The organism is Phaeovulum sp. W22_SRMD_FR3 (assembly GCF_052113705.1).
Lineage (GTDB): Bacteria > Pseudomonadota > Alphaproteobacteria > Rhodobacterales > Rhodobacteraceae > JBGQOG01.
Genome location: NZ_JBGQOG010000017.1, coordinates 34,607 through 54,250, shown reverse-complemented (window position 1 = coordinate 54,250; position 19,644 = coordinate 34,607). Strand labels below are relative to the sequence as shown.

The 19,644-nt window shown below is 66.4% G+C and carries 19 protein-coding genes; 7 read left to right on the top strand and 12 right to left on the bottom strand.

Annotation, left to right across the window (positions count from 1 at the left end):
- Positions 1-9 precede the first annotated feature (9 nt).
- From ACEN2S_RS17925 to ACEN2S_RS17905, 5 genes are all read right to left on the bottom strand, one after another.
- A complete protein-coding gene (locus ACEN2S_RS17925) occupies positions 10-918 on the bottom strand; it encodes a carbohydrate ABC transporter permease (RefSeq protein WP_441868550.1) in 909 nt (302 codons plus the stop codon).
- The gene (locus ACEN2S_RS17920; RefSeq protein WP_441868547.1) at positions 905-1,798 is read right to left on the bottom strand and encodes a carbohydrate ABC transporter permease; all 894 of its coding nucleotides are present in this window, start codon (positions 1,796-1,798) and stop codon (positions 905-907) included. Before ACEN2S_RS17920 ends, ACEN2S_RS17925 begins: the two co-directional genes overlap by 14 nt.
- Before the next feature lie 63 nt (positions 1,799-1,861).
- Entirely contained in the window at positions 1,862-3,145 is a 1,284-nt protein-coding gene (locus ACEN2S_RS17915; RefSeq protein ID WP_441868544.1) for an ABC transporter substrate-binding protein, read from the bottom strand.
- 330 nt (positions 3,146-3,475) lie between these two features.
- Positions 3,476-4,231, bottom strand: a complete 756-nt coding sequence (locus ACEN2S_RS17910) for a hydroxypyruvate isomerase family protein (protein ID WP_441868541.1) — start codon at positions 4,229-4,231, stop codon at positions 3,476-3,478.
- 34 nt (positions 4,232-4,265) lie between these two features.
- Positions 4,266-5,543, bottom strand: coding sequence for an MFS transporter (locus ACEN2S_RS17905; protein ID WP_441868538.1), 1,278 nt, complete (start codon positions 5,541-5,543; stop codon positions 4,266-4,268).
- Positions 5,544-5,958: 415 nt separating this feature from the next.
- Here ACEN2S_RS17905 and ACEN2S_RS17900 point away from each other — a divergent pair, with 415 nt between their 5' ends.
- The 6 genes from ACEN2S_RS17900 to ACEN2S_RS17875 all read left to right on the top strand — a co-directional run bounded on the left by ACEN2S_RS17900 (position 5,959) and on the right by ACEN2S_RS17875 (position 11,027).
- Positions 5,959-6,669 (top strand): CerR family C-terminal domain-containing protein, encoded by a 711-nt coding sequence (locus ACEN2S_RS17900; RefSeq protein ID WP_441868535.1) that lies wholly within the window; start codon positions 5,959-5,961, stop codon positions 6,667-6,669.
- Positions 6,666-7,619: an HlyD family secretion protein gene (locus ACEN2S_RS17895; protein WP_441868532.1), complete on the top strand. Its 954-nt coding sequence runs from the start codon at positions 6,666-6,668 to the stop codon at positions 7,617-7,619. Before ACEN2S_RS17900 ends, ACEN2S_RS17895 begins: the two co-directional genes overlap by 4 nt.
- The gene (locus ACEN2S_RS17890) at positions 7,616-8,590 is read left to right on the top strand and encodes an ATP-binding cassette domain-containing protein (RefSeq protein WP_441868529.1); all 975 of its coding nucleotides are present in this window, start codon (positions 7,616-7,618) and stop codon (positions 8,588-8,590) included. The genes ACEN2S_RS17895 and ACEN2S_RS17890 overlap by 4 nt, the downstream gene beginning before the upstream one ends.
- A 40-nt stretch (positions 8,591-8,630) precedes the next feature.
- The gene (locus ACEN2S_RS17885; RefSeq protein ID WP_441868526.1) at positions 8,631-9,779 is read left to right on the top strand and encodes an ABC transporter permease; all 1,149 of its coding nucleotides are present in this window, start codon (positions 8,631-8,633) and stop codon (positions 9,777-9,779) included.
- 106 nt (positions 9,780-9,885) lie between these two features.
- On the top strand, positions 9,886-10,341 hold the full coding sequence (locus ACEN2S_RS17880; protein WP_441868519.1) for a hypothetical protein: 456 nt from the start codon (positions 9,886-9,888) through the stop codon (positions 10,339-10,341).
- Positions 10,338-11,027 carry an HTTM domain-containing protein gene (locus tag ACEN2S_RS17875; RefSeq protein WP_441868516.1) on the top strand — a complete coding sequence of 230 codons (690 nt, stop codon included), beginning with the start codon at positions 10,338-10,340 and terminating at the stop codon, positions 11,025-11,027. Before ACEN2S_RS17880 ends, ACEN2S_RS17875 begins: the two co-directional genes overlap by 4 nt.
- On the opposite strand, the gene ACEN2S_RS17870 is transcribed toward ACEN2S_RS17875, so the two are convergent.
- The 3 genes from ACEN2S_RS17870 to ACEN2S_RS17860 form a co-directional block, all read right to left on the bottom strand.
- Positions 11,024-12,034 (bottom strand): zinc-binding metallopeptidase family protein, encoded by a 1,011-nt coding sequence (locus ACEN2S_RS17870; protein WP_441868513.1) that lies wholly within the window; start codon positions 12,032-12,034, stop codon positions 11,024-11,026. The two genes, ACEN2S_RS17875 and ACEN2S_RS17870, sit on opposite strands and share 4 nt — an antisense overlap.
- Before the next feature lie 179 nt (positions 12,035-12,213).
- Positions 12,214-13,377 carry an N-acetylglucosamine-6-phosphate deacetylase gene (nagA, locus tag ACEN2S_RS17865; protein ID WP_441868510.1) on the bottom strand — a complete coding sequence of 388 codons (1,164 nt, stop codon included), beginning with the start codon at positions 13,375-13,377 and terminating at the stop codon, positions 12,214-12,216.
- Positions 13,378-13,493: 116 nt separating this feature from the next.
- Positions 13,494-13,775 (bottom strand): allophanate hydrolase-related protein, encoded by a 282-nt coding sequence (locus ACEN2S_RS17860; RefSeq protein WP_441868507.1) that lies wholly within the window; start codon positions 13,773-13,775, stop codon positions 13,494-13,496.
- A gap of 52 nt (positions 13,776-13,827) precedes the next feature.
- Here ACEN2S_RS17860 and ACEN2S_RS17855 point away from each other — a divergent pair, with 52 nt between their 5' ends.
- Positions 13,828-14,421, top strand: coding sequence for a cysteine hydrolase family protein (locus ACEN2S_RS17855; protein ID WP_441868505.1), 594 nt, complete (start codon positions 13,828-13,830; stop codon positions 14,419-14,421).
- A gap of 24 nt (positions 14,422-14,445) precedes the next feature.
- On the opposite strand, the gene ACEN2S_RS17850 is transcribed toward ACEN2S_RS17855, so the two are convergent.
- The 4 genes from ACEN2S_RS17850 to ACEN2S_RS17835 all read right to left on the bottom strand — a co-directional run bounded on the left by ACEN2S_RS17850 (position 14,446) and on the right by ACEN2S_RS17835 (position 19,381).
- Positions 14,446-15,294, bottom strand: coding sequence for an alpha/beta fold hydrolase (locus ACEN2S_RS17850; RefSeq protein WP_441868502.1), 849 nt, complete (start codon positions 15,292-15,294; stop codon positions 14,446-14,448).
- Between the two features lie 181 nt (positions 15,295-15,475).
- Complete coding sequence (locus ACEN2S_RS17845) at positions 15,476-17,614, bottom strand: phosphatase PAP2 family protein (protein WP_441868499.1); 2,139 nt, start codon at positions 17,612-17,614, stop codon at positions 15,476-15,478.
- A 21-nt stretch (positions 17,615-17,635) separates the two neighbouring features.
- Positions 17,636-18,745 carry a 3-dehydroquinate synthase gene (gene aroB / locus ACEN2S_RS17840; protein WP_441868496.1) on the bottom strand — a complete coding sequence of 370 codons (1,110 nt, stop codon included), beginning with the start codon at positions 18,743-18,745 and terminating at the stop codon, positions 17,636-17,638.
- A gap of 3 nt (positions 18,746-18,748) precedes the next feature.
- Complete coding sequence (locus ACEN2S_RS17835) at positions 18,749-19,381, bottom strand: shikimate kinase (protein WP_441868696.1); 633 nt, start codon at positions 19,379-19,381, stop codon at positions 18,749-18,751.
- Between the last annotated feature and the right edge of the window lie 263 nt (positions 19,382-19,644).

The window sequence follows — 19,644 nt, the reverse complement described above, 5'->3', positions numbered from 1 at the left end:
TTTCCCGAATTATTTCATGCCAGAGGTGGCGATGCCGCGGATGATCAGCTTTTGGAAAGCCACGAAGAACAGCACCACGGGCACCAGCGATAGCACCGACATGGCAAACATCTGGCCAAAGGCCGACTGGCTGTCCTGATCCACAAAGAGGCGCAGCGCGAGGGGCACGGTGTAGCTCTTGATGTCATTGAGATAGATGAGCGGGGCCAGGAAATCCTCCCAGGTCCAGATCAGCGAGAAGATGGCGGCAGTGCCAAGCGCGGGCAGCGACAGCGGCAGAATGATCACCCAAAAGATCTTGTAGGCCGAGCAGCCGTCGATCATCGCCGCCTCGTCGAGTTCCCGCGGCAGTTGCCGGAAGAACTGCACCATCAGGAAGATGAAGAACGCATCCGAGGCGAGGAATTTCGGCACGATCAGCGGCAGATAGGTATCCACCCAGCCGAGCTTGAGGAACATCACATATTGCGGGATGAGGACGACGTGATAGGGGATCATCAGCGTCATCATCATCAGCGCGAAGAAGAAATTCCGCCCCGAGAAGTTCAGCCGCGAAAACGCATAGGCGGCAAAGGCACAGCTGAGCAGGTTCCCCACCACCGACAGCACGGTGACGATCAGCGAATTCAGATAGAAGATGCTGAACGAGACCGGCAGACCATTCCAACCCTTGGAATAATTGTCCCAATGGAACTCTTTCGGCCAGATCGAGAGGTCCGAAAAGATCTGCGTGTCAGGCTTCAGCGAGGACCCGACCATCCACAGCAGCGGATAGATCATGATGAAGGAAAACACGATCAGGAAGGCGTGTTTGTAAAGCCGCGCGCGTTTCTCGCGTTTTGCCTGTGCCAGTTTCAGCTCATGGGCGATGCGGGCGGCATCTTGCGGGGCGAGGCCCGCGGGATCAGTCGCGCTCATTGTCATAATGCACCCAATATTTGGCGGTGACGAAGATGATCAGCGTGAAAGCCCCGATGATCAGAAGAAGCACCCAGGCCAGCGCCGAGGCATAGCCCATGCGGAAGAATTTGAACGCCTCGTTGAAGAGATAGACCGTGTAGAACAAAAGGCTGTCCGCGGGCGCACCCGTGCCGTTCGAGATGATGAAGGCGGAGGAGAAAGTCTTAAACGCTTCAATCGTTTGCAAGATGAGGTTGAAGAAGATCACCGGGGCCAGCATCGGCAAAGTGATGCGGAAGAACTGCCGGGTTTTCGAGGTGCCGTCGATCTCGGCGGCCTCATAGAGGTCTTTCGGGATGCCGCGCAGACCGGCCAGAAAGATCAGCATCGGCGAGCCGAATTGCCACATCGCCAGCGCCACCAATGTGTAGAGCGAGGTGGAGGGGGTGGCGATCCAGTCGGGTCCGTCGATCCCGATCCGCGCCAGCAGCGCATTGACCACGCCATCCGCCGCAAAGAGCTGCCGCCAGAGGATCGCAATGGCGATCGAGGAGCCCAGGAGCGAGGGGAGGTAGAAAATCGCACGGTACATGCCGATGCTGCGCAGCCCCTTGTCCAGAAGCATCGCCACGAACAGCGCCATCGCCAGCCGCGCGGGCACCGCCAGCGTTACGTAATGCATGGTCACCTCCAACGCCTTCCAGAAGCGGCGGTCGCGGGTGAACATATAGTCGTAATTGGCCAGACCCACCCAGCGCGGCGCGCTGACCATGTCGTATTTGGTGAAGGACATGAACAGCGAGACCAGGATCGGTCCCAGCGCCAGCAGGAAAAACCCCACCAGCCAGGGCGCCAGAAATACGTATCCCGGCGCGTTCTTTTGCAGAAAACGTCGCATCTTGCCTCGCGTTCCGAAGCGTGGAGGGCATTCCCCGGAGCGGACCCCGGGGAATGGGGCGGATCAGAGCGCGCGCTCGAGGATCGAGGTGGCTTCTTCCATGAAGAGTTTCGCGCCTTCGGCCGGGGGATAGGTGCCCAGCGTCACATCGGTGCCGATGCGCATGAAGGCGTCTTTCACCTCGCCCGCGCCCTTCGGCGCCGGGGGCGGCAGCGGCCCCACTTTGGTCTGGATCGCCTCAAAGAAATCGACCGAGCGTTTCTCGATGTCCGAGAAAGACGGGGCCAGCGCCGCGCGCACGGCGGGCGAGCAGGGAATCCCGCGCTCCAGCCCCAGCACGGCCGTTTCCTTCGGATCATTGACCCAGGCGTTCATATAGGCCATCGCGCCGTCGATATCCTTGGCATCGCGGCTGAGCGACATGAACATCGAGGGTTTGATGAACTGGCCGGGTTTGCCCTCGGGCTTGTGCGGGATCATCGCGGCATAGAGCGGGTCCTGCATCAGCGCCTGTGCCCCCACCATCTGGTTCGACCAGATCAGCGAGAAGACCGTCTCGCCGGTGACCATGCCATGTTCATTCATCTTGGGGTCTTGCAGACGCACGGTCCGCTCTGCCCCCGGCACGAGGCCAGCCTTGCGCATGTCGGCCCAGAACTGCCAGTAGCTGGCAATGTCATCCTCGGTCGCGCCCACGGTGCCCTCGGCCGTGTAGAAATCGCGGCCGTTCTGCGTGCACCAGGCCTCAAAGGTCACCGCCTGCACGGAGAGATCGTCGATCCCCTTCACCTTGCCGCCCGAGGCCTCATTCGCCTTGGTCGCCGCCGCGATCAGATCGTCATAGGTCCAGTTGATCGGGTCAAACTCCAGCCCGTATTCATCGGCGCGGGCCTTGTTGTAGCTGACCACCTGCGAGTTGGAGCCGATGTTGAGGGCATAAAGCTTGCCATCCACCATGCCGCCTTGCAGCGGTCCCTGGTCAAAATCCTGAATCATCAGGGTCTTGCCGATATGCTCATCCAGCGGCAGCAAGGCACCGCGCCGCACATATTCAAAGAGATAGCGGTAATCCATCTGCACGAGATCGGCCATGTTGCCGCCCGCCGTCTGCGTCGCCATCTTGGTCCAGTAATCACCCCAGCCGATGGTTTCGCCCGAGACATCGAGGCCGGGATTGGCGGCCTTGAAGATGTCGATCACCTCAAAGGTGCGCTTGTCACGCTCGGGGTTGCCCCACCAGAAATGCCGGATCCGCCGCTCTTGCGCGAGCGCCGGAAGCCCCATCAGCGACAGTGCGGCAGCGGTGCCGCCCATGCGTCCCAACAGGGCGCGCCGTGAAATCGTCATGCAGAATTCCTCCCTTTTTCCCGGCGGTATTCCGTCCGGTGTCTCCCTGAAAAGAGGCTAACCACAGTTTCAAAAGTAATCAACCGACTAGTTGGTTGAAGGCCGAATTGTGATTTCCGGGGACGAAAGGCGCAGCTTGAATATGTATGATAACTTGAAACAAGTAACGCGAAAAACACCGTATTGGAGGGGGGATAGACGGAAATTTCGCCTGCAGTGACAAGGCGCAGACCCATGCGATGAATGCCGCGGTCTGTTGCCGGAAATCGCGCAAAAGTTGTGCAGCCCCGCCGAATCACCCCCCCCTACGCGCCAGCCGGGCGCAGGGGATCAGAGCGCGCGCAGCGCCGACAGCCAGCCGAACCCTTCGCCGGGACCGGGGCGATATTCTGCGCCCACTGCGCCAGCGTATCCCTGCCCGCGCAATGCCCGCAGCACGGCGGGAATGTCGACATCCCCGCCCACCGGCACACCCCGGTCCGGGGCGCGGGCGATCTGCACATGGCCGAGATAGGGCAGCACCTGCGGCAGCAGCGCCACGGCATCCTCGCCCGTCCGGGCGACATGATAGAGGTCGAACATCAACCGCAGGGCGGGTTCGGCCAGCGCATCCAGCACCCCGAGGGCCTGCGCCGTGGTGTTCAGGAAATACCCCGGCACATCCTGCGCATTGATCGGCTCGATCAGGATCTGCAAGCCGCGCGCCGCCGCCCGGGGCGCGGCCCAGGCCAGATTGGCGTGAAAGGTTGCCCGGGCCGCGGGCCCCTGCGCGATCCCGGCCATCGCATGCACCATCGGCGCGCCCACCGCAGTGGCATAGTCAAAGGCCTCCTGCAGCGCCGCCTGCGCCTCATCCTCACGCCCGGGCAGCGCCAGAAGTCCGAACGCCCCCGCCCTGCCCGGCCGCGTGTTCAGCGCGAGCATCGGCAACCCGCTGTCGCGCAGCGCCTGCGCCACATGCCCGGCGGGCACATCATAGGGGAAATGGCACTCCACCGCGTCAAAACCCGCCGCGGCCGCCGCGCCAATCGCTTCGGGCAGCGGCAGATCGGTGAACAAGAACCCCAGATTGGCCGATATCCGCATCCCGCCTCCCCCGTCAATCAACGCCGGCCAAAGCTCAGCGCCCGTCCAGCCGCTCCACCTTGGCCAATTGCGGGAACAGCCGCAGCCAGATCAGCACCACCGCGATGGTGCCGATGCCGCCCACAACCCCGGTCGCCACCGGCCCGACCAGCCCGGCCAGCATACCGCTTTCAAACTCGCCAAGCTGGTTCGAGGTGCCGATGAACAGCGAGTTCACCGCATTCACCCTGCCCCGCATGTCATCCGGCGTCATCAGCTGCACGAGCGAGCTGCGCACCACCACGCTGATCGTGTCCGAAGCGCCAATCACAAACAGCGCGATGATCGACAGCGTCACATTGGTGGACAGCGAAAACAGGATGGTCGCCACCCCAAACACCGCCACCGCCGCGAACATCTTGCGCCCGGCCCCGGCTTCCAGCGGCCAGCGCGCCAGCACCAGCGACATCATCAGCGCCCCCACCGCCGGGGCCGCCCGCAGCATCCCCAGCCCGATCGGCCCCGCCTTCAGGATGTCCGAGGCGAAAATCGGCAGCAAGGCCGTGGCCCCGCCCAGCAACACCGCGAAGAGATCAAGCGAGATGGTCCCCAGCATTTCCGGTTTCGAGCGGATAAAGGCCACCCCCGCAAATACGGTGCTGAAACTCATCGGCGCGCGGGGGGCGGGCTTGTGCAGCATGCGGATCACCCGCACATTGCCGCCCGCCAGACAAAACAGCACCGCCGAGACCGCAAAGGGCACCACCGGCCCGATGCCGTAAAAGATCCCGCCGAGCGAGGGCCCGACGATCAGCGCCGTCTGCATGAACGAGGTCGAGGTGGCCACCGCGCGCTGCAGCATGTCGGTGCCGACAATGCCGGGCAGCAGCGCCGCCATGGTTGGGCGCTCAAAGGCCTGCGCCGCCCCCAGCACGGCCACCGCCGCAAGGATCAGATGCGAGGTCAGCGCCCCCTGCCAGACCAGCACCCCCAGCCCGGCCACCGCCAGCGCCTCAACCATCTGACAGATCATCGCGATCCGGCGCCGCTCAAACCGGTCCGCCACCGCGCCCACCGCAAAGGTCAGCACCGCCATCGGCAGAAACTGGAACAGACCGACAAGCCCAAGCATATAAGCGCTTTGGGTCTGGTCATAAATCATCCACCCCAGCGCCACGGTGATCGACTGAAACCCGATGGACGAAAAGGTGCGCGAGGCGATGAAGTTCAGATAATTGCGGTTGTGCAATACTTTGCGGTCAACCTCTTCATGCACCTGCCCGTGATCGACCACACCGTCGGTTTCCAGCGGGCGGGTTTCCGGGCCGCTCATGCCTGCCCCTCACGGCGGGTCTGCGACGAAAAGACAGATCGGGTCACGACGGCTACTCCTCTCGGTGCGGCCAGGCCGAGACACCGGAACAACGGGCGGCGCAGGTCTGTCGCGGCGCCAACCGGCGATACGCTCAGTCTGACAGGGCGGTCAGCGCGCCTCTGCGCTGGCTATCCCCATGATTGTGGCGTGTCAATCAAGGGCAGGCAGCGCCTTTGCGCGACACCGCACAGAAGGCTGCGCAGGGGTTTGGCCGACCCCCTTTCACCCGCTGCGAGGGATCGGATGCGCCCGGCCCCCTCGGACCAGACCGCAGAGACCACGCCCCGGACGCTGCACCCCCAAATCTCCGGACGCCCGGTGAGGCGGGCAATGTGATCGCTTGATTTAATCAATCATTTGTTTGAAAATGACGGTGACCACGAAAGGACCCCGGATGACCCGCGCCGCCGATACAGCCCCACAGCCCGCCCCCGCCGCGTCAGACGGTCCGGCAAATGCCACGCCAGATGGCACGGCAGCCCGCCTTCTGGGCGCCGCGCTGCATCACTTCGGCCATCGCGGATTTGCCGCCACATCCACGCGGCAACTGGCCGAGGCGGCGGGGGTCAACATCGCCGCCATCGCCTATCATTTCGGCTCCAAGACCGGCCTCCGGCTGGCCTGCGCCGATGAAATCACCCGCCGCATCAGCGCGATCACCGGCACCCCGGCCCCCGACGCGCCCCCCTCACCCGCAGAGGCCCGCGCCCGGCTTGAGGGGCTGTTGCGCGCCGTGGCGCATTTCTTGCTCACCGCGCCCGAAGCCGAGGATATGGCGGCCTTTGTCCTGCGGGAAATCACCGATCACGGCCCCGCCTTTGATCGGCTGTATGACGGCTTCTTTGCGCCGAAACACCGCGAGATCTGCGCCCTCTGGGGCGCCGCCAGCGGGCAAGACGCCGAGAGCGAGGCGGTGCGTCTCTCGGTTTTCGCGATGATCGGGCAGGTCGCCTATTTCCGGATCGCCCGGCCGGTGGTGCTGCGCCGTATGGGCTGGGACGCGCCGGGCCTGTCCGACATCACCGCTGTGCAGGACATGCTGGTCGGCAATTTGCGCGCATCCCTGGAAAGGAGCCTGACATGACGGCGTTTTTCTGTGCCCTGCCCCTCGCAGCGTCACTGTTCACGGCCTGCGCCGATCCGGCCCCCCTCGCCTCGGGCTATGTCGAGGGGGATTACACGCTGGTCGCCCCCGTCGCCACCGGGCAGATCACGGCGGTGCAGGTGACGCGGGGCGACCGTGTCGCCGCAGGGCAGCCCCTGGTGCAGATGGAAACCCGCGATGCCGCCATCGCGCTGGCGGGGGCGCAGGCGGCACTGGCGCAGGCCCAAAGCCAGCGCGCCGATCTGGGCGAGGGCAAACGCCCCGAAGAGATCGCGGTGATCGAGGCCACCCTGGCCTCGGCCCGCGCGCAGCTGGCCGAGGCCCTGCGCTCGCGCGACCGGCTGGTCAGCCTGGCCGCGCGCGGCGCCGCGACCGAGACCCAGCGCGATGATGCGATCACCGCCGCCGAAGTCGCCGCCGCGCGGGTGGCCGAGGTCGAGGCCAATCTGACCGTCGCCCGCCTGCCCGCCCGCCCGCAGGCGATTGCCGCCGCCGAGGCGAATGTGGCCGTGGCCGATGCCGCGCAGCAAACGGCGCAATGGTCGCTGGATCAGCGCGCGCTGAGCGCCCCCGCCGCGGGCACCATCGTCGATGTCATCCGCAGGCCGGGCGAGATTGCGGGCCCCTCGGCGCCGGTGCTCTCGCTTCTGGCCGATGGCGCGGTGAAACTGCGGCTCTATGTGCCCGAAACCGCCGTGTCGCAGATTGCGCTGGGCAGCGTGCTCCGGGTGCGCTGCGATGGCTGCGCGCCCGATCTTTCTGCCGTGGTCACCTATGTTTCCGACGCGCCGGAGTTCACGCCGCCGGTGATCTACTCGCTCGAGAACCGGCAAAAGCTGGTCTATCTGATCGAGGCGCATCCCGCCGCCGGGTCCGATCTGAACCCCGGTCAGATCGTCGATGTGCTCTTGCCCGGGGCCGGGAAATGACCGCGCCGGATGCCACAGCCCGCCCGCCGGAGGCCGCACCCGGCGCCACAGCGGCGATTGACGTGCAGGGCCTGACCAAGAGCTTCAACGGCCGCAAGGTGGTGGATGATGTCGGCCTGACCGTGGCGCGCGGCGAGATTGCCGGCTTTCTCGGCCCCAATGGCTCGGGCAAGACCACGACGATCCGGCTGATCTGCGGCCTGCTGACACCGGATGCAGGCACGGGCCGGGTGCTCGGCCATGACATCCGGCGTGACGGGGGGCGGATCAAGCGCGCCACCGGCTATATGACCCAGCGGTTTTCCTTTTACGAAGACCTGACGATCGCCGAGAATTTGCGTTTCGTGGCGGGCCTTTACGCCCTGCCCGATCCAGGCGCCACCGTCGCGGCCACCTTGGCGGATCTGGGGCTGACCGCGCGCCAGCATCAATTGGCCGGAACCCTCTCGGGCGGCTGGAAACAGCGGCTGGCGCTGGCCGCCTGTACCCTGCACCGCCCGCAACTGCTGTTGCTGGACGAGCCGACCGCCGGGGTCGATCCCAAGGCGCGGCGCGAATTCTGGGATGAAATTCATCATCTTGCCGCCACGGGCATGACCGTCCTCGTCTCCACCCATTACATGGATGAGGCCGAGCGCTGCCACCGCATCAACTATATCTCCTACGGGCGGCTGATCGCCTCGGGCACCGTGCCCGAGGTGGTGGCGGGGGCGGCGCTGACCACCTACCGCGTCACCGGCCCGCATGAGGCCACGATTGCGGCGGCCAAGGCGCTGCAGGGCGCGCCCGGGGTCGATCAGATCGCGCCCTTCGGCACCACCCTGCATGTGGTGGGCCGCGATGCCGGGGCGCTTGCCGCCACGCTCGCCCGCATCACTGCCCAAACGGGCTGCACCTTCGCCCCCACCGAGACCAGCCTTGAGGATGTGTTCATCCAGCTGATGGGCCAAAGCCGGGACAATATGCAATGACCGCGCTGTGGACTGGGCCAACCCTCAAGGGGAGTATCAAATGAAACAATCCCTTGCCCGGCTTTTCTCACTCAGCCGCCTCCGCGCGCTTCTGGTCAAGGAGACCATCCAGATGCGCCGCGACCGGCTGACCTTTGGCATGATGCTGGGGATTCCGCTGGTGCAGCTGATGCTCTTCGGCTTTGCGATCAACACCGACCCCAAGCATCTGCCCGCCGCCCTCGTGGCCCCCACGCAGGACCATTACACCCGCGCCATCGTCTCGGCGCTGGAGCTGACCGGCTATTACCGTTTCATCAGCACCGACAGTTCGGCGGCGGAAGCCGAGGCGATGATGGCGCGGGGCGATGTTTCCTTCGTGGTCACCGTCCCCTCGGATTTCGGCAAACGGGTCGCGCGCAATGATGCGCCCACGATCCTGATCGAGGCGGATGCCACCGACCCCTCGGTCGCTTCCGGTGCCATCTCCACCCTCGGCACCGTCGCGGCTGAGGCCCTGCAGCGCGAACGCGGCACCGAGGCGGCGGCGGCGGCGGCGGCGGCCGAACAGCTCGCCGTGATCGTCCACCGCCGCTACAATCCGGAAGGGGTGACGCAATACAACATCGTGCCGGGCCTGCTCGGGGTCATCCTGCAGCTGACCATGGTGATGATGACCTCAATGGCGCTGACGCGGGAAACCGAGCGCGGCACGATGGAGAACCTGCTCTCGATGCCCGCGACGCCGCTGGAGATCATGCTGGGCAAGATCCTGCCCTATCTGGCGGTGGGGGCGGTGCAATTGGTGGTGGTGCTGGCGGCGGCGCGGCTGGTCTTTGGCGTGCCCTTTGTCGGCTCGCTGGCACTGATCCTGTTCGGCGTCCTGTTGTTCGTGCTGGCGCTGGTGATCCTCGGCTATCTGATTTCCACCGCCGCGCGCACGCAGATGCAGGCGATGCAGCTGACCTTCTTCTTCTTCCTGCCCTCCCTCATGCTGTCGGGCTTCATGTTCCCCTATCGCGGCATGCCGGTCTGGGCCCAGACCCTGGGCGAGATCTTTCCGCTCACGCATTTCCTGCGGTTGATCCGGGCGGTGATGCTGAAAGGGGCGGATATGGCGCAGGTGGCAGGGCCGCTGGCGGCGCTGACCTGTTTCGTGCTGCTGCTGGGCGCGGGCGCGCTGATGCGGTTCCGCCGCACGTTGGACTGAACGCGCCAAAATTCCCGCCTCTGGCAACCTAATCTTAAAGCCCCGCCGTTAACCATGACCGGGCCAAGGTGGCAGAGCGAGAGGGGGCCGGACCGGACATGCGCAGATGATCGCGACACTTCGCCTGCTTTTGCCCGCGCTGATCCCCTCCTGGCGGTTTTTCAGCGCGGTCGCCCCCTCGCCCCGTGTGGAATATGCGCTGCTCTCCCGCCCCGGCGCGCGGGCGAAAAACTGGCGCGAATTCCGCCCGCGTCCCGCCCGCCTCAGCCTGGGGCAGATGCTCGGGCGGATGCTCTGGAATCCGGTCTGGAACGAGCAATTGTTTCTGGTCAGCTGCGCCGAGCGGCTGATGGAAAATCCCACCGCCCACAGCATCGACGAAATTGCGCGCCGCGTCTCCGCGGGCATCCCCGCCGCACCGGAGGGTCAGGCAGAGCCGGGCTATCTGCAATTTCGCCTCGTCTTTGTCAGCCGCGAGGGCGCGGTGATCCTGCGCGATGTCGAGTATCTCTCCGAGGTTCTTCCCCGCGCCCTGTCACAGCGAATGGGGCGCGGGCTATGACGCTGGATCAGGCGGTGCGCGCCACCGAAGTCATGATGGCGCTGGCTTTCCTGCAGCAAAGCGCGGAGCATTTCATCGCTGAACCGCGCGAGCGGGTACTGTTCATCCCCCGCTTTGGCCTCAGCCTGCTGCTGCTGACCGGGCTCGCGAATGGGGCCGCGCTCGCCGGGCTGATGCTGATCGGGCTCTTGATGCTGCGGCGCTTTCAGGGCCCCTATAATGGCGGCAGCGACCGGATGAGCCTTCTGATCCTGACCTGCCTGACCCTCGTTCACTTCCTGCCCACAGCGCATTGGAAAGAAACCGCTTTTGGCTATCTCGGCCTGCAGCTCGTGCTGTCCTATTTCATCTCCGGCTGGGTCAAGGTGGTCAATCCCGACTGGCGCAGCGGCAGCGCGCTCTGCGATGTGTTCCGCTTTTCCGCCTATCCGGTCAGCGAGGCTTTGCGCGGCTGGGCCGACTGGCCGCGGCTGATGTTCGTGATGTCCTGGGGGGTGATGGGGTTTGAACTGGCCTTTCCCGCCACCCTCCTGCACCCGGCGCTCCTGATCGCGGGGCTGACGGTGGCGGCCTGTTTTCACCTCAGCAACGCGCTCTGTTTCGGGCTGAACCGGTTTTTCTGGATCTGGCTCTGCGCCTATCCCTCGATCATCTGGCTGCAGCAGCGGCTGGTCACCGGCGCTTAGGCACCGCGCTCGGCCACGATCAGCTGCCGCACCGTCTCCAGCTTGTCGATGACCGCGGGTGAGAGGACGAAGGGGTAAAAGCTGCCATGCCCCATCGTCTCGTTCACGGCATTCAGCGCCATGCTGAGGTCGATCCAGATCCCGGCCAATTGCGCCATCGGCAGCCGGACCATCTGCGCAGCCGAGCCGTCCGCCAGCGCCCCCCCGTCTGCCAGCGCGGCAACGGGCACCAGACCATAGGCAGAGGCCGTCTCCAACCCGCTGAGAATATGCAGGAAATGCGCCCAGGTCTCGGCGAAATCCTCCCAAGGATGCGCGGTGGCATAGGTCGAGACGAAATGCTCCTCCCAGCCCGCCGGGGCGCCCGTCTCGTAATGCTGTTGCAAAGCCGCGCCGTAATCTTGCGTCTCATCGCCAAAGGTGGCGCGGATGCGGGCCAACTGATCGGGATTCGGCGCCACCAGCACATCCCAGTAATGATGCGCCACCTCATGCCGCATATGGCCGGTGAGGGTGCGGTAGGGCTCGTTCAGCTCGGCCCGCAGACGGGCGCGCTCGGCATCATCCGCCTCGGCGATGTTGAGGGTGATCACGCTGTTCTCATGCCCGGTCAGCACATGCGGTCCGGGACCTGAGCGCAAGAGATCGCCCTTGAACTCGAACAGCGGTACCGGCGCGCCCTGCGGGGTTTCCAGCGGCAGGCCGATGTCGATCAACAGCCGGAACAGCGCCCGTTTGGCCTGCTCGATCCGCGCCCAGCGTTGGTCGTTGCCGGGCAGCGACAGGTCGGGGATCACCGTCGTGTGGCAGCACGAGCGGCAGAGCCCCCCGGGCGTCAGGGCCACCCAGTTGCAGCCAATCGCCCCGCGGTTGTCACAGGGCTGCGCGGTCTCAAGCGCCACGAACCCCTGGCCCGGCTGATAGGCAAGTGCGGTGCCACAGGCGAGGCAATCGGTGTTGTGAAACCAGATCTCGCTTTGGCAGACAGGGCAGTGGAAACGCGTCACGGCAATCATCCTTGTGCAATCGGCCCTTCCCAACGTGGCCGGAGCGGGCCGGTTGCACGGGGCGGCAAATTAATCGGCGCCGGGCGGCGCGCATCAGCGGGGCGACCACCCCCGCACACCCCGGCCCCATCGCTCCGGCGCGGGGTTGGAGGTGCTGCCCGCGCCCCGGCCATCAAGGCTCAGTCTTGCGGAAAATACCGGCCGTCCACCACCACGCCACAGCTCGCCAGGTCCTCCCCGAGCAGCGTGAGCGAGGCGCGATACCCCGGCGCAACCCGCCCCAGCTCGGCCGCCAGCCCCAGCGCTGCCGCCGGATGCGTCGCGGCCATGCGCAAGGCCTGCGGCAGCGATACCCCTGCCCCGTCCATGATGCGCCGCACGGCCGCGTCCATCGCCAGATGCGCCCCCGCCAGCGTGCCCGCCGCATCGGTCAGCCGGTCGCCCTGCAGGGTGATCCCGACCCCGTGCAGCGCGAATCCCGGCGCCGTCCCCGCCAGCGTCAGCATCGCATCAGTGACAAGGCACAGCCGCGCGCCCATCGCCTTGACCGCGATGCGGATATTCTCCCAGGCCACATGATGGCCATCGGCGATGATCCCGGCATAGAGGCGGTCCGAGGCGAGAACCGCCCCCACCACCCCCGGCGCCCGCCCGCTCATCTGGGACATCGCGTTGAAAAGATGCGTGGCGCAGCGCAGTCCCGCCGCCTCGGCCGCCGCCACCTCCGCCGCCGTCGCCGCACTATGCCCCACCGAGAGGATCACCCCCGCCGCCGCCAGCGCCGCCAGATGGCCCTCAGGCAGACATTCGGGTGCCAGCGTCAGCATCAGCGGCCCCGGAAACCCCGCCGTCAGCGCCGCCAGATCAGCGGATGTCATCGCCCGGATCGCGGCCGGATCATGGATGCCCGCACGGGCGGGCGACAGAAACGGCCCCTCGAGATGCAGGCCGAGAATGCCGGGCGTCTTTGCCGCCAGCGCGGCGCGCACTGCCGTGAGGGCGCTCAGATAGGCCTCGCCCGGCGCGGTGATGAAGGTCGGCAAAAGATGCGCGGTTCCGCCCCGCCGCGCCCCGGCGGCGATCCGCGCCAAAGCCGCGACGCTGGGGTCAAAATTGAACTGCGTGTCATTCGCGCCGTTGATCTGCAGGTCGATAAAGCCCGGGGCAATGATCTCGGCCACCGGCATCCCCGCCGCCACCGCGCTGGGCAAATCGCCCGGACGGATCGCCCGGATGCGCCCCGCCTCAATCTCGATCACCCGGTTTTCCTGCGGCAGGTCGCTCGCGCCATCGTACAGACGGCGGGCAAAGACCGCGGGGCATTCGGCGTTGATATCGCTCATGTTCAGGCCCCCGCAGATGCACTTGCGCCGGGATCACGGGGGGGCATATCTCTGCCCCGCCGCCCGGCGTGCCGCAGCATATCGCCTTGCCCGGCAGCCGCAATGGCGCAGCCGGGTCAGAGCGTCGCGAGATGGCGCCGCCAATCGCCCGGATCGGTGATGTCCACCGCGCCCTCCACCGCCGCCGCCGCCTCGGACAAAAAGCCCTGCACCGTGCCGCCATCTGACAGCGCGAGCGTACCCAGCCCCAGCGGCGCGGGGATCCCCGCGAGGAAACTGCCCACCGTCTCCAGCGGCAGCGACCAGAGCTCGAGTGCGATCCGCGCCCCCGCCGCCTCCAGTCCCAAATCCAGCGCCGCCAGCATCTCGTCCTGACCCGCGCGTACCAGCAGCGTCACGCCACCCGGCCGCCCGTCGGCGCGCGGCGGCACCGCCGGCCCGGTGGGGCGCGTGCTGATCGCGGGCGAGATCGTGAACGACAAGCCCGGCAAGGGCGCGTTTTACGCCACCGGTCTGGGCGATATCCTGACCCGGCGCGGCATCCGCCAGCTGGTCTTTGCCAGGGTCACCACCGAGGTCTGCGTGCAGACCACGATGCGCGAGGCGAATGACCGCGGCTATGAGGGGCTGCTCGCCACCGAGAGTTACTTTCCCGCCTTCCACGAGGCCGCCATCGCGATGATCACCGCGCAGGGCGGCATTGTCGGCTGGGCCGCACCCACTGCGGCCATTCTGGAGGCGCTGCATGGATCGCGCGGTCAAGGATTTCGCCGGATTTCTGCGGCAAGGCTGGCAAGAGATGCCGCTTCAGCCGTTCCACCCCGGGGTCGAGATCTGCCCGCTGTGGCAAAGCCCTGCCGGAAGCGGCCCCGACATGGCCCTCTTGCGCTATGCGCCTCGGTGCCGCGCCACCGACAATCCGGGACTGGAGACTCTCGGGCAGTCAAAGCGACGAGCGCGGGCGCTATGGCACGGGCGCTTTGGTGTTCAACCCGGCGGGCAGCGCGCACCGGGTTTGGTCAGAGGACGGCTGTACCGTCCTGATACTATGGGAAAAACCGGCGGAGTTTATCTGATACCGGGGGCGGCGCGCGGCGCACCGGTCTCGGACTCGCGCAATGTCCCGAGGCAGGCCAGAATATCGGCCGACAACGCCGCCGGATCCTGGGAAAATGCCACATGCCGCCCGGCGATCACCCGCATCGGGCAATCAATCGCACTGCAAAGCGCCTGGGTTGCCCGGCTGTAATAGGCCTCTGCGCTCTCGCGCCCGATCAGTCCCATGACCGGCACCAGATGACGGCGCAGCGCCGCAAGATCGGGCATCCACATCGACATGACCGGCATTTCCGAGGCGAAGAAATACTCCATATTCCCGGCGCTGCCGTGGTCGCCCACGCCATTTTCCCCCAGCTGATAGCCCTGATGCCCGGTGTTGAACCGCATCATCGCGGCCCCGGCACCCTCCGCGCGGAACACCTCGCCCACATCCTCGGTAAAGGCGACCCATTTCGCCATATCGGGCAACATCTGCAAAATCGGCACCTCATGCACCAGCGCGCCCGCCACCCGGTCCGGGAAAAGCGTCACCACCTCAAGCGCGATGCCGCCGCCGCCGCCCTGGCCCAACAGATAGGCCTTTTCCACCCCCATCGCGTCGAGGATAGCCACCACATCCCGCGCCTGCTGCGCCATCGAAAACGCCACCGTCGGATCGCCGGAACTGCGCGAATTGCAGCGGCGGTCATAGCGCACCACGCAGTAATCGTCCGACAGATGCGCCGAGAGCCGCGCAAAGCGCGCGCCATTGCCGCCGCCGCCCGGAATGGTCACAACCACGGCGCCACGGCCTTCGCGGTCATAGACGATATCCCCGTCTTCGGTGTGCACAGTGGCGGTTTGGGTAAGAAGAAACATTCGCAGCCGACCCCGGATTTTATCAAATATGTCGCGGCTTATGCCATTTCGGCAATAAAGCTCCCCCCGCCAGATCACCTTGCCGCCAGCTTTCGCGCGACGCAACCCCTCGTTGTGCGAATTATCCACATCCCGGATGCAGGTTTAAGCGCGGTTCCGGCCCAAAGCCCCCGGATCGCGGCTATCGGGGCCGCAGCAACAAAAGCTGCGGCACCTGCCCCGGGGGCGAAAGATGCCGCGCGGGGAGGTCCGCCAGCGCGGCCAGCACCGCCGCGCGCTCGGCAGGCGAAGGGTCGCGCGCGTCAATGTCGCCAAACCCCGCGAGCACCGGGTGCATTTCCTCAACCGACAGGTCCACCAACCACAGCGGCACCCGCTGCCCGAGGCTGGTGATATACCCATCCGCCGGCCAGAACCGCAACACGAGCCGCGCTTGCGGCGCGGTTCCTTGTGGCGCAGCACCTTTCGGCCCCGTTACATTCGGCGCGGTTCCTTGTGGCGCAGCACCTTTCGGCCCCGTTACATTCGGCGCGGTTCCTTGTGGCGCGGCATCGGCCCCGGCAGCACCCCCGGCATCGGGCACAGCACGGGTCCAGACCCATCGCGGCAAGACCCCGTCGTGCCACACAAGCCGGACCGGCCGCTCTGCCAGCGGGCCATAGGGCAGCACCTCCGCCAGAATGCGGGACAGGGATTCGGCGGGCTGCGGCTGCCACCCCGCATCCGCCATCGCCGCATTGAGGGCGGAGTCGGACCCGGCGATCTGCGCGATGAACGGGGCCAGGTCTTCCGCTTCCAATGTCACCCTGTGCATCGGAAACTGTCGGCCCGCAGCGGCGCGCCAGGCGCCGGGGGTCACCTCGGGCACGCTGCGGTCATAGGTGTAGCGCAGGCGCGATTGCGGATAATCCTGCACCAGATGCAGCCCGATCGCCGCGCTGTAGACCAGCGCCAATGTTAAAGCCATGTATGAGCTGTGCAGCCTAACCGGCTGGGTATCCATGAAAAATGCCACGCCCGCCACAACCGCCGCCCCAAAGAGCATCCCTCCCGCCACGTCGGAGGGCCAATGCGCCCCGAGATAGATCCGCGAGCAGGAAATCAGCCCTGCGCCCAGCAGCGCCGCCGCATAAAGCGCGATGCGGGTCCGCATCGGGCGCCCCTGCGCGATCAGCAAGGCCACCACGCCAAAGATCACCATCGCCTGACTGGCATGCCCGCTGGGAAAGCTGAAGGAATCCGCGCCCTCATAGATCGGATTGGGACGCGCGCGCGCCAGCAAGACCTTGAGCATCGGCACAAAGACCAGCGGCGCCGAGAAGGCCAGCGCCACCAGCGCCGCCAGCCGGAACTGACGGCAGGCCAGCACCCAGATCAGCGCCGCCAGCGCCAGCACGCCAATCACCGTGCCATCGCCCGCCATGGTCACCCCGACCACAACCCGGTCCAATGCCGGATAGCGCAGCGCCGCCACCGCATTGCTGATCAGCGCATCCGCTGCCGAAAGATCGGGGTCAAACAGCATCTGCCCGGTCACCGCGAGAAAGCCGAGCACCCCGATGGCGGCGATCAGCGCCCAGAGCGCCAGCCCCGCCACCGCGCCCTGCATCCCAAGCACCCGGCGCGCCGCATCCGCCCAAAAGCCGCTTTTCCCGGCAAGCCGGTGCAGCGCCGCCCGGCGGCCGCGCCGCGCCCAGGGCACGCCCTGCACCACCAGAAAGCGCAGGCCGAGATAGCCCAGAATGCCCGCCACCAGCGCCAGCGCCAGCAAGATCATCGCGCGCGGATCGGCCAGCCCGCTCTGCCCCAGACCGTGCCCAAGGCCGAGGCCGATCAGCACCAGCCCCACGCCCCAGACCACCGCCGAGCCGACATTGGCCAGCACGAACCGCGCCACCGGCATGCCCGCGATGCCCGCCAGCACCGGTACCACCGTCTTCACCCCCGGCACGAAACGGCCCCAGAACACGCTCTTTCCGCCATGACGCGCGAAAAACGCCTCGCCGCGCGGTAACCAGCCCGCGGCATGCGAAAACGGCCAGCGTTGAAACAGGCCCCGGCCAAAGCGCCGCCCGAGCACATAGGCCAGCCCGTCACCCGCCACCGCGCCGAGGATGGTCGCGAAGGTGATCGCGAGGCCAAGGCTGGCCGAGCCATGCACCCCCGCCAGCGCCGCCAGCGCAAGGATGATCGCCGTGCCGGGCACCAGCGCGCCCAGCACCACCATCGCCTCGGCCGCCGCCGCCAGAAACGCCAGCAGCGCAATCGCATAGGGATCATGCGCGGCGAAACTCAGCGCGGCCCGGACCATATCGTGCATCGCGCCCCTCCTTTGCCCGCCTTAGCGGGCGGCCAAAGCCTCGGTCAGTTGCGCGCGCAGCACATCGGCGGGCACCTCAGAGGTGACGAAAGCCTGCCCGATCCCGCGCGCAAGGATGAAGCGCAGCTTGCCGTCCAGCACCTTTTTATCCTGCGCCATCAAGCCGATCAGCGTGTCGGCATCCGGCAGATCTCCGGCGATATCGGCCAGATCCACCTTGGTCCCCATCGCCCGCAAATGCGCGCGCAAGCGGCTGGCGAGTTCCTGACTGCACAGGCCCAGCCGCTGGCTCAGCTCGAACGCCATGACGCAGCCGATGGCCACCCCCTCGCCGTGCAAAAGCCGGTCAGAATAGCCGGTGGCGCTTTCCAGCGCATGGCAGAAGGTATGCCCGAGGTTGAGGAGCGCGCGGTCGCCCTCTTCCGTCTCGTCGCGGGCCACGATCTCGGCCTTCATCTCGACCGAGCGTTTCACCGCATGATGCCGCGCCGCAGTGTCGCCGCGCGCCATGGCCGGGGCGTTTTTCTCCAACCAGTCATAGAAAGCCGCATCGCCCAACAGCCCGTATTTCACCACCTCACCATATCCGGCGAGGAAATCGCGCGGCGGCAGGCTGTCGAGAATGCCGATATCAGCGAGCACAAGGCTCGGCTGATGAAAGGCGCCGATCAGGTTCTTGCCCTGCGGCGCGTTGATCCCGGTCTTGCCGCCGACCGAACTGTCGACCTGCGCCAGAAGCGTGGTGGGGATCTGCACGAAACGCACCCCGCGCCGCAGCACGGCGGCGGCAAAGCCCACCAGATCGCCGATCACCCCGCCGCCAAAGGCGATGACGATGTCCTTGCGCTCGACCTTCTGCGCCAAAAGCCATTCGCAGGTGCGGGTGAACTCCGGCCAGCCCTTGGTGCTCTCGCCCGCGGGCAGTGTCAGGCTGACCATCTCGACATCGCCAAGGCCCGCGCGCAGGCGCTCGAGATGCAGCGGGCCGACGGTGTCATCGGTGACCACCGCCACCCGGCGTTTGCGCAACAGGGGCGCGATCTCGGCCCCCGCGCGGTCGATCAGCCCGGTGCCGATCCGCACCTCATAGGAGCGCGCTCCGAGCGCGACCGGCACCACATCCTGCGTCATTGGTCAGTCCTTCTTATCGGCGGTCATCGGGGCGGCGGTCTCGGCGGGCCGCGTTTCAAACAGCCCCGGCACATCGCGCAGGGCCGCAATCACCTTATGCGCCATCTGCTCAATCGACATCTGCGGCTCGGCCTCGACCGTCACCTGTGCCTGCTGATAGATCGGCGTGCGCCCCTCCAGCATCGTGGCCAGCGTCCCCTTCGGATCGGCGGTGCGCAGCAAGGGCCGCGTGGTTTTGTGCCGCACCCGGTTCCACAGAATCTCAAGATCGGCCTTGAGCCAGAGCGACACGCCCCGTTCCGCGATCAGCGCCCGGTTGCCCGGCGCCAGAAACGCCCCGCCCCCGGTGGAGACCACCGCCGGACGCCCCGACAACAGACGCGAGATCACTTCTGATTCGCGGGCGCGGAAAAACGCCTCGCCGTCGCGGGCGAAAATCTCGGCCACGGTCATATTGGCCGCGCGCTCGATCGCCTCGTCGCTGTCCAGAAACGGCACGCCCAATTCGCGCGCCAGCTGCGAGCCGACGGCCGTCTTGCCCGAGCCCATCATGCCGACCATCACCACCGGCCGCGTCAACCGCAGCCCCGGCAGCCCCTCGGACAGCGTTTCCGGCCTTTTCTCTCCTGCCACCATAGTGTTCATGGCTCCCTCACTCCCCGGATGCCCGTGCAGGCATCCCGGTAACCCCTGCCGACCGGACCGGCACGGCGCAGATTCTGCGCCACCGGCCCCATCGCCGCATTCCCGCATTCCCGCCCAAACGCGACCCTGCTCCCCTGTTCGTGAACGGCAAGGCCTCGCCCATGGGCAACTTCTTCCCCTGAATGGCGTGATCTTCCGCGAAATGCCATATATAATCGGCGGCATCCGCCCCGGGCGGGTGGCATAAATCCGCC

Coding starts and splice junctions, on each gene's coding strand:
- ACEN2S_RS17925 (WP_441868550.1), bottom strand. CDS start 918: ATGAGCGCGACTGATCCCGCGGGCCTCGCCCCGCAAGATGCCGCCCGC.
- ACEN2S_RS17920 (WP_441868547.1), bottom strand. CDS start 1,798: ATGCGACGTTTTCTGCAAAAGAACGCGCCGGGATACGTATTTCTGGCG.
- ACEN2S_RS17915 (WP_441868544.1), bottom strand. CDS start 3,145: ATGACGATTTCACGGCGCGCCCTGTTGGGACGCATGGGCGGCACCGCT.
- ACEN2S_RS17910 (WP_441868541.1), bottom strand. CDS start 4,231: ATGCGGATATCGGCCAATCTGGGGTTCTTGTTCACCGATCTGCCGCTG.
- ACEN2S_RS17905 (WP_441868538.1), bottom strand. CDS start 5,543: ATGAGCGGCCCGGAAACCCGCCCGCTGGAAACCGACGGTGTGGTCGAT.
- ACEN2S_RS17895 (WP_441868532.1), top strand. CDS start 6,666: ATGACGGCGTTTTTCTGTGCCCTGCCCCTCGCAGCGTCACTGTTCACG.
- ACEN2S_RS17890 (WP_441868529.1), top strand. CDS start 7,616: ATGACCGCGCCGGATGCCACAGCCCGCCCGCCGGAGGCCGCACCCGGC.
- ACEN2S_RS17885 (WP_441868526.1), top strand. CDS start 8,631: ATGAAACAATCCCTTGCCCGGCTTTTCTCACTCAGCCGCCTCCGCGCG.
- ACEN2S_RS17880 (WP_441868519.1), top strand. CDS start 9,886: ATGATCGCGACACTTCGCCTGCTTTTGCCCGCGCTGATCCCCTCCTGG.
- ACEN2S_RS17875 (WP_441868516.1), top strand. CDS start 10,338: ATGACGCTGGATCAGGCGGTGCGCGCCACCGAAGTCATGATGGCGCTG.
- nagA (WP_441868510.1), bottom strand. CDS start 13,377: ATGAGCGATATCAACGCCGAATGCCCCGCGGTCTTTGCCCGCCGTCTG.
- ACEN2S_RS17850 (WP_441868502.1), bottom strand. CDS start 15,294: ATGTTTCTTCTTACCCAAACCGCCACTGTGCACACCGAAGACGGGGAT.
- ACEN2S_RS17845 (WP_441868499.1), bottom strand. CDS start 17,614: ATGCACGATATGGTCCGGGCCGCGCTGAGTTTCGCCGCGCATGATCCC.
- aroB (WP_441868496.1), bottom strand. CDS start 18,745: ATGACGCAGGATGTGGTGCCGGTCGCGCTCGGAGCGCGCTCCTATGAG.
- ACEN2S_RS17835 (WP_441868696.1), bottom strand. CDS start 19,381: ATGGTGGCAGGAGAGAAAAGGCCGGAAACGCTGTCCGAGGGGCTGCCG.